Source organism: Agrobacterium sp. 22-226-1, assembly GCF_053522345.1.
Window position 1 is genome coordinate 52,199 of record NZ_JBNWCP010000012.1, and the last position, 12,930, is coordinate 65,128.

Consider the following 12,930-nt stretch of genomic DNA (forward strand, 5'->3'; position numbering starts at 1 on the left):
GGAGGAAAAAAATGGAGCAGTGCTTTGATATCGCGCATCTGGCGCATGTCGAGATGTATTCGGACAGGTTCGAGGAAAGTCTCGATTTCTTTGTGACCGTCTACGGTCTGACCGTGACCGACAGGGACGAAAACTCGGCCTATCTGCGGGCTTGGGATGACTACGAGTTTCACACGCTGAAACTGACCCGCCACACGACTACGGGTGTCGGCCATATTGCCTATCGAGCGAGTTCCCCGCAGGCACTGGAGCGGCGGGCAAGTGCCATCGAGGCGAGTGGCTACAAGGTAATCGGCTGGGTCGACGGCGATCTTGGGCACGGCCGGGCGTTTCGTTTCGAGGATCCTTTCGGTCATGTGTTCGAGATCTATTACGACACCGTTCGCTATCGGCCGCCACTCGAGGAAACGCCAAAACTCAAGAATTTGGCACAGCGTTTCCATGGACGCGGATGCCACCCGCGTCGCCTCGATCATCTCAATCTTCTCGCATCCGACGTTTCTGAATTTCGCGGGTTCATGGAAACCTGCCTCGGCTCGAGGGTGACGGAGATGATTCAGTTGGACAATGGCAGGGTCGGCGGATGCTGGTTTACCGTCAATAACAAGACCTATGATCTTGCCTGCACGGAAGAGCATGGGCGCGCCGATGGCCGTCTGCATCATGTCACCTATGCGACCGACACGCGCGAGGATATCCTGCGTGCCGCCGATATATTCCTGGAAAACGGCGTGCATATCGAGACTGGCCCGCACAAACATGCAATCCAGGGCACCTTCTTTCTCTATGTCTGGGAGCCGGCCGGAAATCGCGTCGAGCTTGCCAACGCTGGTGCACGGTTGATCCTGGCGCCCGACTGGGAGCCGGTCGTGTGGACGGAGACGGATCGCAAGAAGGGCCAGGCCTGGGGTCTCAAAACCATCGAGACATTTCATACCCACGGCACGCCGCCGTCGGACAGATAAGGAAGCAATATGAAGAAGCTCTGCGTCAGCGGAAGGCCGCTGACGCTTGAAGGAGCGGTGCGCGCATCCAGCCAAACTCCTTCCGTTTCGGGCGGATTCAGTCTCGGTGGTTTGGGTATGGGGACAGCACTCTCGAGCAGATCATTGCGGGTGCCAATCAAGCCATGTGCAAATTTCTTGATCACTTTCGATAGCATATCTCATGATAGTGAAGTTTCCCGGCCAAAGAACGGACGAAAGGAATTTGAAAGGGTGAACTGTGTAATCGTCGATCTTATCAAACTGAACCGCGGTTTGTGCGCGGTATCGGTTACTGCTGGTCGATGACATCGGATGTGGCTCGATATCTCAGATCGCCGCCCACAGCGGTCCCTTTATGGGAAACGCAGCGAAGTCGTGATTGATGGTGTCGAGAATGGCGGTTGCCCGCAATGCGAGCCAACTCGTCAAAACAGGAGATATAGAACCATGCTTTCGGGCGACCCTTGATGCCATTTGATCGGCGGATCGACGTTCAGCAGCGTCCGCCAGAAGCTCGGCGCGAGGGAAGCCGGCCAAACGTTGTTCAATCGATTGCGCGAACTGTTCTGGAAATTTTTCTCCATTATCTGGCTGATGATGGCCGCATCGATCGCGGATTGCTCACATTCAGCGTGCTACTCAATGTTAGCGCCATTTCCGAGGACATCGCGCCAGTGACGGGTCTTTTCCCTTGATGTTGCGGAGCGATTGCTTTCGCGAGAGAGATTAGAACAGTGAAGGCTTGCGCACGCGCGGCCAACGCCGCGCCTTAGCCCGTTGGCCTAACGGTCTCTGCCATTGGCCGGCGACCGCTTATCAAAGCGTCGTTGATGCAAAGAGTGTCCGCAGCGTCATCGTCATCGCGCAGGAACCGGGGCCGTCTGGCTTCACGAAGGGCAAAAGTATTATCGCCTGAGCTTGCGGATATTCCGGCCATTTTCCCGCGGCAGCGATGCAATGCAACTGCACGAAACGGCTTTGGCCTTGCCTAGCCATCACAAAGCAGGAGATCGAGCGGCATTGTGGTCGTGTTTGGGCATCGACAGCTGCTAGACGCTGTCACTCTGGAGATTCCAAGGCAGACCGTGTCCGCAAGAGTGCGGTTGATAAGAATGACAAACGGAGGCGCGCAGCGATTTCCGGAAAGCGCAGTCTCGACGTCCACCCGCGAGCGGGATTCTATGCCGAAAAGGTATATCTGAAAGCAAAGTTATGAAACTAGTGATATCGGGGGAGAGTGATATGGTTGGGATGCGATGGGAGTGAGGCATCGTCGCATTGCGAGATTTTCTAATTTACGAATTACACGAAAGCGGCGGTCGCGCGGCATCGGCACTTCGGTGCATCTGCCCGTGCCGGCTCAGGAGGTTTTATGGTATCGACACGAAACTGGAAAGTAGCACTGGCGGGCGAATGCATGGTGTGTCGCCCCTTCTCCATGCATGACGAACCCGAATTCAAGGAAGTTTGGGATGTCCTGAAGGAGGCCGACGTCACTTACGGCCATCTGGAAATGAATTTTGCCGATTACGATGAGCTCAAGTACCCGGCGCGCGGTCAGGGTATCGGCAGTTTCATGATGGCGGACCCGGAGATTGCCAAGGATCTCAAGTGGGTCGGCTTTGACATCATGTCTACGGCGCACAACCACAGCTTCGATTTCGGGGCTGAAGGTCTAATCGCAACCAAGAAGCATATGAAGGCCGCTGGCATCGTCACCGCAGGCACCGGCGCGGATCTTGAGCTCGCAAGCGAGCCGGGGTACGTCGAAAAGAAAAACGGTCGCGTTGCGCTCGTTTCGACCAGCTCGGGCAACCAGCATTTCATGTGGGCAGGCATGCCGAAGGGAGCCCTCAAGGGCCGCCCCGGCGTCAACCCCCAACGTTTGACCTTCGAATTCATGGTTGATGCGGAGACTGCCAGAAACCTCAAGGATTTCGGCAGCAAGCTCAACGTGATGAAGAAGCCAAAGCATGGCCGCGAGGGCTCCTTCGGCATCCAGATCCCCGGCGCGCAGCAATGGGGCGATCCGGAATCCTTCTTTGTCGGCGATCGTTGCGAGATCATCAGTCGTTGCCACAAGCGCGACCTGGAGCGCAACCTGCGTTCGGTCCATGAAGCGCGATCGATGGCGGACCTGGTCATCGTGGCGCATCACTTCAGCGTCTCCGACGGCCCCCGCGGAGATACTCCGCCCGGCTTCGTCAAGGAATTCGCGCGTGCGGTCATCGATGGCGGCGCCGATGTCTATGTCGGCCACGGCTGGCACCGAACGCTCGGTATCGAAATTTACAATGGAAAGCCAATCTTCTACGGTATCGGCAATTTCTTTGCGCAGTCCGAATTCATACAGCGCGTTCCCTACGACAGCTACGATGCCTGGGGTCACGATGTGGATCGTCTGTCTACGCTGACGCCCGCTGCCCATCCGCTTCATCCGGGCCTCGATACGCCTTCCGACACCTGGTGGAGTTCTGCGATTATCAAGCTTGAGATGGAGGGCGAAAAGCTGAGGCGCATCCTTCTGCATCCGGTGGAAATGGGGCGCGACTCGTCGCCCGAGGTCAAGCAGACTCGACGCACCGGCAATGGTGATCACCACAATACCGAAGGCCGGCCAATGGCGGCAAAGGGAGAGGATGCCGTCCGTATCATCGATCGCTACCGTCGTCTCTCCGAGCCGTTTGGGACGAGGATCGAGATCAGGAATGGCGTGGGCGTCGTCGATCTCTAATCAGGACCTGCTTGCAGCGGCTTGTGCCGCTGCAAGCAGCTATAGAAGAGAACAATAACTGAGCCTTTGAAAGGCCAGGCATTCGAAAGGGAGGTGACGAATGCTTTATGTCAACGACGTCATTGTTGGTGACGGAGCTGCGTCGATCGCGGAGGGCCCCACGCCTTTGCTGGACGTTCGCGACCTGACGGTCTCCTTTCCGGGGCCAATGGGCTCTTTGCAGATCGTAAGAGGTCTGAGCTACAAGATCCCGCGCGGCCAGACCCTGGGCATTGTCGGGGAAAGCGGCTGCGGCAAGACCATGACATCGCTTGCTCTACTCGGTCTGGTGGCGGGCGGGGGCAAGGTTGGCGGGAGGATCGATTTCACCGGCAAGAACCTTGCCAGCTTCAGCCAGCGCCAGTGGCAGCAGGTCCGCGGACGAGAGATCGCCATGATCTTCCAGGAGCCGATGACTGCCATGAACCCTGTCATGCCGGTGGGCCGCCAGATAGCCGAGGTGCTGATAAAGCACGAGAAGCTCGGTAAGGGCGAAGCGCAAAAGCGGGCGGTGGACCTGCTTGCGCAGGTCGGCATACCGTCGCCGGCGCGCCGTGCGGAGGACTATCCGCACCAACTCTCCGGCGGCATGCGCCAGCGCGCGATGATCGCCATGGCGCTTGCTTGCCGCCCCCAGCTTCTGATCGCCGACGAACCGACGACCGCACTCGACGTGACCATCCAGGCGCAGATTCTCGACCTCATGCTGACGCTGCAGGACGACGCACACATGTCGATCCAGTTCATCAGCCATAACCTCGCTGTCGTCTCCGAGATCGCCCATGCGATCATGGTGATGTATGCCGGCAAAGCGGTCGAATACGCGCCGGCCGACACACTGTTCGCCAATCCGCTGCATCCCTATACGCAAGGATTGATCCAGACGTTGCCGGACCCTGACAAGCGGGTCGATCGTCTCTACGTGATACCCGGCCGTGTCACCTCGGACGTCACCGCAGGATGTCGTTTCGCTAAACGCTGTCCTTATGCGGACGAAACGTGCCGGCAGATAGAACCGGACCTTCTTGAAGTTGTCCCCAACCATCACGTCGCCTGCCACAGGGTTAAGCCATGACCGAACTGCTAAAGCTCGACCATATCAACGTTGACATTCCAATTGGCGGCGCGTTCATGAAGCCTGCACTCTGGCTTCAGGCCGTAAACAACGTGTCGCTGAGCGTTGCCAAGGGCGAAACGCTGGCGCTCGTCGGAGAAAGTGGCAGCGGAAAATCGACGCTTGGCTATGTCGTGGCCGGCCTGCGCAAGCAGACCGCAGGCTCCGTAACGTTCAACAGTGAGAGGCGCGATAGCAACACGGGTGCCGCGGTGCAAGTCATTTTCCAGGATCCATTTTCCGCGCTCGATCCGCGCATGGTGGTCGGGGAGATTGTTGCCGAGCCTTTGAGGCTCAAGGGCGTGCCGTCGGACCAGCGGCAGGCGAGGGCAATCGAGGTGCTGGGGCAGGTGGGGCTGCCGCCGGACGCCGCGCGGCGTTATCCGCACCAATTTTCCGGCGGCCAGCGCCAACGTATCGCGATTGCCCGCGCGCTTATCGCCGAGCCGGAATTGATTGTCGCCGACGAGCCGCTTTCGGCTCTCGATGTCTCGATCCAAAGCCAGGTGCTCAACCTGCTGGACGACATCAAGAAGCAACACGGCATCAGCTACCTCTTCATCAGCCATGATCTCGGCGTCGTTCGCCATCTGGCGGACAGGGTCGCGGTTCTCTATCTCGGCCGATTGATGGAAGTGGCGGCGTCCGAAGACCTGTTCGTCACGCCGAGTCATCCTTATACGCAGGCCTTGCTTGCAGCCGTGCCGCGCATCGGCAGGGGGCGCCGGAAGAAAGAGCAGATCCTTATGGGTGAAATTCCGTCACCCTTGGCGCCACCTTCCGGCTGCGTCTTCCACACCCGCTGTCCGAAAGCACAGGATATCTGCAAACAGGAGCGCCCAGCGCTTCTGCCTGCACCCGGACGGGCCACCCAGCTTTCCGCGTGCCACTTCAAGGAGTGAACTGATGTTGAGATATACGATTTCGCGTCTTCTCCAGGCAGTTCTCGTCACTCTCGTGATGTCGCTACTGTTGTTCATGCTGATCGGCCTGATGCCGGGCGATCCAGTCGAGAACATGCTGGAAGGAAACCCGGCGCTGACCCCGGAGACGATGGCGCAGATGCGGGCGCTTTATGGAATGGACCAGCCTCTCTATACCCGCTACGGCCATTGGCTCTATTCCGCGTTCCAGGGTGACCTCGGCTACTCAAGTGTCTATTTCAGGCCAGTTCTGGACGTTCTATGGCCGGCGGTGATCCAGACCGCAAAGCTGCTTGTCGCGACGGAACTGATCAGCATTCCGCTCGCGATGCTGCTCGGAGCGCTTGCCGCTCGCAAGCCCGGCGGCTGGACGGACAGCATTATTAGCCTGCTTGCTTTCGCCAGTATCTCGCTTCCGGGCTTCTGGACATCGCTCATCCTGATTATCGTGTTTTCGGTAAAGCTGGGCTGGCTTCCGGCGAGCGGCACGCCTCTGATGAGCGACGCGGCGATCGGCGAGCAATTCGTCCATCTGATACTGCCGGTGACAGTCCTGACCTTTTTCCATGTCGGGCCTCTGGTGCGGTACGTCCGCGCCTCGATGATCGAGACCCTGAACTCGGACTTCGTCCGCACCGCGCGGGCCAAGGGTCTTTCGGAAATCACCGTCGTGATGCGTCATGCGCTGCGCAATGCCCTCATTCCGATGGTGACCGTGCTGGCACTGGGCTTCGGCTCGCTGTTTTCCGGCGCGCTGGTCGTCGAGACGATCTTCGGCATGCTCGGCATGGGTAAGGTCATCTATGACGCGATCAGCAATATCGACTTTAATCTGGCTCTCGTTGGCCTGCTGCTGGCGACTATCGTCACACTGTTCTCGAGCCTTCTCGCTGACCTCGCCTATGCATGGCTTGACCCGAGGATTACCCTGAAATGAGCACCGTCACCGCCGACAAAGCACCGGCAGACGCCGGATCGAATTCCGTCTGGAGTAAGCGCTGGGAGCGTTTCCGCCACAACAAGCTTGCGATGATATCGCTAGTGTTCGTCGTCATTCTGGCGCTGGCCTGCGCCATGGCCGGTTCGATCGAGTATCTGACGGGTATCGACGCGAATGCGACAAACCTCTTGCGGCGGTTCCGACCACCGTCGGCGCAGCATTGGCTCGGCACCGACGAACTCGGACGCGATGTGTTGCTGCGTTTGCTTTACGGTGGACAGGTATCCATCGCTGTCGGGCTGCTCGCCACGTTCATCACCGCGATTATCGGTATCGCGATCGGTGTCACAGCCGGCTATATTGGCGGTCAGTTCGACAATATTCTCATGCGAATGACGGACTGTATCATTGCCCTGCCGCTCATCCCGGTGCTGATCGTTCTGGGGGCAGTGGACCTGACGAAACTCGGGCTGAGCCAGACCGCGGCAACGTCGCCCACGGCAGTCTTTCTCCGGATTGTCATCATCATCGCGCTGGTGGACTGGACGACGATCGCCCGAATTGCGCGCGCTGGCACGATCAGCCTTCGGGATGTCGACTATGTCCGTGCGGCGACCGTCAGTGGTGCCAGCGGCCGCTACAATGTCTTCATCCATGTGTTGCCGAACATCGCCACACCGCTCATCGTCGCCATGACGCTATCGGTCGGGCGCATCATCCTGTTCGAGTCGACGCTCAGCTTCCTCGGCTTCGGCATCGTTCCGCCGACACCTACCTGGGGCAACATGCTGACCAACGCGCAGCAACTGATTATCTCGGCGCCCATGCTCGCCGTTTATCCGGGTCTTCTGATCTTCGCCACGGTGATGGCCGTGAACTTCGTCGGCGACGGCGTTCGATCGGCGTTCGACCCTCGTTCGGAAACACGTTCCGGATCGCATTGAACCAACTCAAACAGAAGTCTGATGGAGGAGAAAATGACGTCTGTAAGATCGAAATTGAGGAGATTCGCCAAAACCGCGCTGGCCACAGTGGCCCTCACCTCGTTGACCGTCGTCAGCGCGATGGCTCAGTCGAAAGACCAGCTCGTCGTCGGCCAATTGCAGTTTCTGACCAATTTCCACCCGTTGGTACAGGTCAACAATACGAAGCGACTGGTCGTGAACTATTCCCTTCGCCCTATCACCGCCTTCGACGAAAATGTCGTCAACCAGTGCGTTCTCTGCGAAAGGCTGCCGACCGTCGAAAACGGTCTCGCAAAGATCGTGGACCTGCCTGGTGGCAAAAGAGGAATGAAGGTAACGCTGAAGCTGAAGGAGGGTCTTGCTTGGGGGGACGGCAAGCCGGTGACTTCGAAGGACATCGAATTTACCTGGAAGATGGCCCGCGATCCGAAGATCGGCTTTTCCAACTATAATTCCTGGACGCGTGCATCCGAACTCGAAATATTGGATCCGCAGACCGTCATTCTGACGATCCCGCAAATCTTGTCCAGCTACAACTCTTGGGATCAGGTAATTCCGGAGCATCTGGAAGGGCCAGTCTACGCCGCCAATCCAACGCTGGACACCTATGTCAAGCAATCGCTCTACAATACCCAGCCTACAAATCCTGGCCTGTGGAACGGCTCGTATTTGCTCAGCGACTACCAGATCGGTACCCGCATTGTCTTCACTCCCAATCCGAATTGGCCGGGAACCAAACCACACCTGAAGAGGATCGTCCTGAGCTATCGCGATAATTCATCCTCATTGCTGCAAAATCTGCTCGCCGGTTCGGTTGAAGCTGTGCCGGTCAGCCCGGGTGGAATCAGCTTCTCGCAGATGCTGGACTTGAAGAACCAGCAGCCGGAAAAGTTTACGTATCACCTCGATTACGGCACCAACGTCGAGCGCATCGCGGTGAACTTCGACAACCCGATCCTGAAGGACAAATCGGTGCGTCAGGCGATCCTCTACGCGATCGACCGGCAGGCGATCAGCGACGAGCTTTTTGGCGGTCTCCAGCCGGTTGCCAACGGCATTCTCAGCAACGAGAACGCTTATTACAACAAGGATATGACCCTCTACGCCTATGACGCAGACGAGGCGAAGAAACTCTTGGAAAGCGCAGGATGGAAGCCGGGGAGGGACGGGGTCTGCGTGAACGACAAGGGGGATCGTCTTTCTCTCGAACTCGTTTCCACGGCCGGCAACCAAACGCGCGAGCAGATTGCCCAAGTGATCCAGAGCCAGCTCAAGGAGGTGTGCGTCGAGATTACCAACCACTTCGTGCCGCTGCAGGAATTCAACGGCGAAATGGCCCGCAAGCGTAAGTTCAAGGCGCTGATGATGTCGTCGATAGACTTTTCTCCCTCGGTTTCTCCACGCATTGCGCTGGGTTCGGACGCCATTCCGAAACCTGAGAACAACGGCGTTGGCAACAATTTTTCCGGTTATGCCAGCCCGGCGATGGACAAGGCCATTTCCGAACTCGAAACGGCCCTCGATCCCCAGATGGCGAAGGAAAAATGGGCAGAGGTCCAGAGGATTTTTGCCGAAGACCTGCCGATGCTGCCGCTCTATTTTTATCCGCGGGCCTACGTGACAGTGACCGACCTCACCAACTTCCGGCAAGGAACGCTGGACCCGCTGCAGATCTGGTCGGAGGAATGGCAGCGCAAATAGGCCGGAAACTCGGTCAAGCCTTTAGAACAGCATCGCGCGGGGATTTATGAACATGAACATCGCCATTCTCGACGACTATCTGGGAATTTCTCAAGTGGTCGCTGACTGGAGAGACTTGAAGTCCCGCGCCAATGTCGTCGTCTTTGACAAACCGTTGCCCTTGATGGACGAAGCGGCAAGAGAACTTGCCGACTTCGACATCATCTGCACGCTACGGGAGCGGATGCCGATCCCGGAAGAGCTGATTGCCCGTTTGCCGCGGCTTAAATACGTCGTCGTAACCGGCAAACGTTATGATACTGTGGATGTCGCAGCGGCGGCCCGTCGCGGCATTCTGGTCTCCAATACGCCGGTAAGCGGCGGCGGTGCCGGCGGGGTCGCCGAACTCGTCTGGGGCCTCATCCTCGCTTCAACCCGGCATATTGCTTCCGAAGATCGTATGATGCGCAGCGGCGGCTGGCAGCATCAGGCCGGCACCACCATCGGCGGCAAGACGCTGGGCATTCTGGGGCTCGGTGGACTCGGTAGGCGGGTGGCTGAAATCGGCCGTGTCTTCAACATGGAGATTCAGGCGTGGAGCCAAAATATGACCGCCGAACAGGCGGAAGCCGCCCATGCTCGCCTTGTGTCGAAAGAAGAGCTGTTCGCCAGCAGCGATATCATCACCGTCCATCTGGCGCTCAGCGACCGGACGCGCGGCATCGTCGGCGCTCCCGAACTGCGAGCGATGAAGAAGACCGCCTACCTTATCAACACCGCCCGCGGGGCGATCGTCGACGAGACCGCGCTGATCGACGCCCTGCGCTCAGGTTCGATCGCCGGCGCCGGTCTCGATGTCTACGAGAAGGAGCCGCTTCCGGTCGACCATCCCTTCCGCAGTCTGCCGAACGTGGTAATCACGCCGCATCTTGGCTATTTCACGCAGGAGATGCTTGGGACCTACTACGGCGATGCGATCCGTCTGATCGGCGCCTTCCTGGATGGGCGCCCGCGGCGCGTGGTCAACTCAAGGCCGGATACCGGTCCTTGAGGGTGTTGTCGCTTCTTCCGAAGATAGCACGTTCGCGGCTGGTACGATTGCTGACCAAGGGGCAGTTCGCGGCTTATACCGCGGGTAACTGCCTCTCACTGCTCGGTACGTGGATGCAACGGATAGCCTGCAGTCTCGTCGTCTGGGATATGACGCATTCGCCGTTCTGGCTGGGGGTTCTGGCGGCTGCCGACCTGTTGCCGACCGTGTTCGTCGGACCGATCGGTGGCGCTGTGGCCGACCGATGGGATGTACTGAAGCTGAATAAACTGTCGCAGCTTGCGATTGCCCTTATCGCGGTGCTGCTGACAGCATTCATGTATTTGGATCTCCTTACTCTAGGTGCATTGATTTCGATCATTGCATTGCAGGGTTGTGTTATCGCGCTTGGTCAGTCGGCGCGTATGACGATCGTTCAGGAGCTCGTGCACCGGGACGATATCTCGACCGCAGTCGCCATCAATTCCATGAACGTCAATCTCGCCCGATTGGTTGGGCCGGCTCTCGCCGGGCTGCTGATCGTCCAGTTCGACGTGATCTGGGTATTCCTGCTGAACACGCTCGTCACCATCGTCTTCGTCGCCGTGCTTCATCACCTTGCTCCGGCCGTCACGATATCGAAGACGAGGCCGAGCCGAAACGTGCTCGCTGAGATCCTGGACGGATTTCGTTACGTGGGGTCGAACCACAGCATTCGGGCAATGCTGCTTTTGCTTCTGGCCGGCGGTGTGTTCGTCCGCGCGATTGCAGAAATGCTTCCGGCCTTTGCCGCCCAGTTTTCTGCGGTGCCGACAACCGGCCTCGCGGTGCTGACATCGTCTATGGCATTTGGATCGATAATGGCCGGACTCACCATGAACACCTATCTCTCCACCTCAAGGCTTCCCCATCAGGTCACGCTGGGGTGGTTTCTCTCGGGCTGCGCGGCCATGGCGTTTGCTCTCGGAAGCTCGATCTGCATTCTGGCCGTTTTCGCTATGTTGATGGGCTATCTGTCCTCTGTAAGTCTCATCGCCACTCAGACATTTATCCAGTTGGCTATTCCGGCAGCGCTGAGGGGGCGTGCGCTCAGCGTGCATGGCCTTATATTCCGCGCCAGCCCCTCGCTCGGAGCACTGGGACTCGGCATGGCTTCGGACATCTTTGGCCTCGCTGCGGCGGCCTTCGCGAGCGCCGCCGTCGTGATCGTAATCACAGGCATTTTCCTGCCATCCGCATCCCGAATGAGCTTTCGGCCGGACGACGATTAAGCCGGCTGCGGACGAAGAAGCTTCAGACTCAGATCTCGCATAATGCGGAACGCTGCTTCGTGCAGTCTGTTTGAAAGTCTCCGAGCCGGTCGAACAAGCTGGACGGCAAGGATGAGTTCCGGCCCGACGATCTTGCGCAGCTCCAATCCTTGCTCAGCCTTCGGCCCTTTCGACGCTAGAGTGCGTATAGATGCGACAGTGAATCCATAACCATCCCTGACAAGGTCGAACATGGTGTCGAGAGGGTCCAACTCAAAGACGATATTGAGCTTCTGTCCGAGCCGTGCCAGTTCCGAATCGAGCACGACCCGTGTGCTGTTTGGACGACATGCGATCACCATCGGTACCGCCGCAAGGGATTCCAGAAGCACCGGTTTGTCGTCCTCGAAAGCGCCTTCGCGGCCGATAAGATGAAGATTCTCGTCCACAAGCTTGTGGATCTCTAACATAGGCGAGGAGGGGGCATCATACATGATCGCCATATCCAGTTGCCCGGATAGGATCCATTCCTGCAATTGATTGGACCGACCGTGGACCAGCATGACCTGCGCGTCGGAAAGCTCTTCTCTCAGTTTGCGGATCAGCGCTGTTGCGATGCCGGTGGAGATAGTAGCGGGCAAACCGATCGCTACCTTGCCGGACTTCCCGGTGCGGGAATTTTCGATGTCCTCGTAGGTGCGCTCAATTTGTCTGAGAATTCCACGAGCATTGTCGAGCAGCCGCTCACCTGCTTCCGTCAACTCAACGCCTCGTCCGTTCCGGATGAGCAAACGTTCCTTAAGCTCCGTTTCAAGGTTTTGAACCTGTCGGCTGAGTGCGGGTTGGGCCACGTGTAAAAATGCCGAGGCCCGACTAAAACTGCCCAGTTCCGCCACACGGACGAAATATCCCAGTTGCCGAATGTCCATATTTTCTCCTCGATCATCTGATATGCCAAATCGGCATGTCTGTTAGTATGGCAGATCATCTAGTGATAACCAAGATGACATTGTAGATTTGCCGAGATGCATTTTTTCTTGGAGGAGAAAACCTTGCTCTCTGCAGAAGCCACTGAGCGGCCCGATTTTAAAGTATGGCAATGCGTGCTTTGCGCCTATGTCTACGACGAGTCGGTTGGTGATCCCGATGGGGGCGTGCCGGCAGGCACCCGCTGGGAAGACGTGCCCGATGACTGGGTCTGTCCTGAATGCGGTGCCCGCAAGAGCGAATTCGATATGGTTGTCGTCGGATGAGCGCGATTAACTCGTT

The 12,930-nt window shown here is 58.0% G+C and carries 12 protein-coding genes; 11 read left to right on the forward strand and 1 reads right to left on the reverse strand.

Annotation, left to right across the window (positions count from 1 at the left end):
- Positions 1–11: 11 nt before the first annotated feature.
- The 10 genes from ACQZ5K_RS19365 to ACQZ5K_RS19410 all read left to right on the forward strand — a co-directional run bounded on the left by ACQZ5K_RS19365 (position 12) and on the right by ACQZ5K_RS19410 (position 11,682).
- A complete protein-coding gene (locus tag ACQZ5K_RS19365) occupies positions 12–965 on the forward strand; it encodes a VOC family protein (RefSeq protein WP_149622392.1) in 954 nt (317 codons plus the stop codon).
- A 488-nt stretch (positions 966–1,453) separates the two neighbouring features.
- Positions 1,454–1,681, forward strand: coding sequence for a hypothetical protein (locus ACQZ5K_RS19370; protein WP_149622393.1), 228 nt, complete (start codon positions 1,454–1,456; stop codon positions 1,679–1,681).
- A 677-nt stretch (positions 1,682–2,358) separates the two neighbouring features.
- Positions 2,359–3,720, forward strand: a complete 1,362-nt coding sequence (locus ACQZ5K_RS19375; protein ID WP_448741148.1) for a CapA family protein — start codon at positions 2,359–2,361, stop codon at positions 3,718–3,720.
- A 100-nt stretch (positions 3,721–3,820) separates the two neighbouring features.
- A complete protein-coding gene (locus ACQZ5K_RS19380; RefSeq protein WP_149622395.1) occupies positions 3,821–4,834 on the forward strand; it encodes an ABC transporter ATP-binding protein in 1,014 nt (337 codons plus the stop codon).
- On the forward strand, positions 4,831–5,775 hold the full coding sequence (locus tag ACQZ5K_RS19385; RefSeq protein ID WP_149622396.1) for an ABC transporter ATP-binding protein: 945 nt from the start codon (positions 4,831–4,833) through the stop codon (positions 5,773–5,775). Before ACQZ5K_RS19380 ends, ACQZ5K_RS19385 begins: the two co-directional genes overlap by 4 nt.
- A gap of 4 nt (positions 5,776–5,779) precedes the next feature.
- Positions 5,780–6,733, forward strand: a complete 954-nt coding sequence (locus ACQZ5K_RS19390; protein ID WP_149622397.1) for an ABC transporter permease — start codon at positions 5,780–5,782, stop codon at positions 6,731–6,733.
- A complete protein-coding gene (locus tag ACQZ5K_RS19395; protein ID WP_149622398.1) occupies positions 6,730–7,680 on the forward strand; it encodes an ABC transporter permease in 951 nt (316 codons plus the stop codon). Before ACQZ5K_RS19390 ends, ACQZ5K_RS19395 begins: the two co-directional genes overlap by 4 nt.
- Positions 7,681–7,701: 21 nt before the next feature.
- Positions 7,702–9,402, forward strand: a complete 1,701-nt coding sequence (locus ACQZ5K_RS19400; protein ID WP_236775762.1) for a peptide ABC transporter substrate-binding protein — start codon at positions 7,702–7,704, stop codon at positions 9,400–9,402.
- 52 nt (positions 9,403–9,454) lie between these two features.
- Positions 9,455–10,432, forward strand: coding sequence for a D-2-hydroxyacid dehydrogenase family protein (locus tag ACQZ5K_RS19405; RefSeq protein WP_236760056.1), 978 nt, complete (start codon positions 9,455–9,457; stop codon positions 10,430–10,432).
- Positions 10,433–10,479: 47 nt separating this feature from the next.
- Positions 10,480–11,682: an MFS transporter gene (locus tag ACQZ5K_RS19410; protein ID WP_448741149.1), complete on the forward strand. Its 1,203-nt coding sequence runs from the start codon at positions 10,480–10,482 to the stop codon at positions 11,680–11,682.
- Here the strand turns inward: ACQZ5K_RS19410 and ACQZ5K_RS19415 are convergent.
- Positions 11,679–12,590, reverse strand: a complete 912-nt coding sequence (locus ACQZ5K_RS19415) for a LysR family transcriptional regulator (RefSeq protein WP_448741150.1) — start codon at positions 12,588–12,590, stop codon at positions 11,679–11,681. The two genes, ACQZ5K_RS19410 and ACQZ5K_RS19415, sit on opposite strands and share 4 nt — an antisense overlap.
- Positions 12,591–12,713: 123 nt before the next feature.
- On the opposite strand from ACQZ5K_RS19415, the gene ACQZ5K_RS19420 reads away from it, so the two are divergent.
- Positions 12,714–12,914, forward strand: coding sequence for a rubredoxin (locus ACQZ5K_RS19420; RefSeq protein ID WP_236760055.1), 201 nt, complete (start codon positions 12,714–12,716; stop codon positions 12,912–12,914).
- Positions 12,915–12,930 lie beyond the last annotated feature (16 nt).

Excerpts from the sequence above, each read along its gene's own strand:
- ACQZ5K_RS19375 (WP_448741148.1), top strand. The coding sequence starts at position 2,359 with ATGGTATCGACACGAAACTGGAAAGTAGCACTGGCGGGCGAATGCATG.
- ACQZ5K_RS19390 (WP_149622397.1), top strand. The coding sequence starts at position 5,780 with ATGTTGAGATATACGATTTCGCGTCTTCTCCAGGCAGTTCTCGTCACT.
- ACQZ5K_RS19385 (WP_149622396.1), top strand. The coding sequence starts at position 4,831 with ATGACCGAACTGCTAAAGCTCGACCATATCAACGTTGACATTCCAATT.
- ACQZ5K_RS19405 (WP_236760056.1), top strand. The coding sequence starts at position 9,455 with ATGAACATCGCCATTCTCGACGACTATCTGGGAATTTCTCAAGTGGTC.
- ACQZ5K_RS19395 (WP_149622398.1), top strand. The coding sequence starts at position 6,730 with ATGAGCACCGTCACCGCCGACAAAGCACCGGCAGACGCCGGATCGAAT.
- ACQZ5K_RS19400 (WP_236775762.1), top strand. The coding sequence starts at position 7,702 with ATGGAGGAGAAAATGACGTCTGTAAGATCGAAATTGAGGAGATTCGCC.
- ACQZ5K_RS19365 (WP_149622392.1), top strand. The coding sequence starts at position 12 with ATGGAGCAGTGCTTTGATATCGCGCATCTGGCGCATGTCGAGATGTAT.
- ACQZ5K_RS19380 (WP_149622395.1), top strand. The coding sequence starts at position 3,821 with ATGCTTTATGTCAACGACGTCATTGTTGGTGACGGAGCTGCGTCGATC.
- ACQZ5K_RS19370 (WP_149622393.1), top strand. The coding sequence starts at position 1,454 with ATGCCATTTGATCGGCGGATCGACGTTCAGCAGCGTCCGCCAGAAGCT.
- ACQZ5K_RS19415 (WP_448741150.1), bottom strand. The coding sequence starts at position 12,590 with ATGGACATTCGGCAACTGGGATATTTCGTCCGTGTGGCGGAACTGGGC.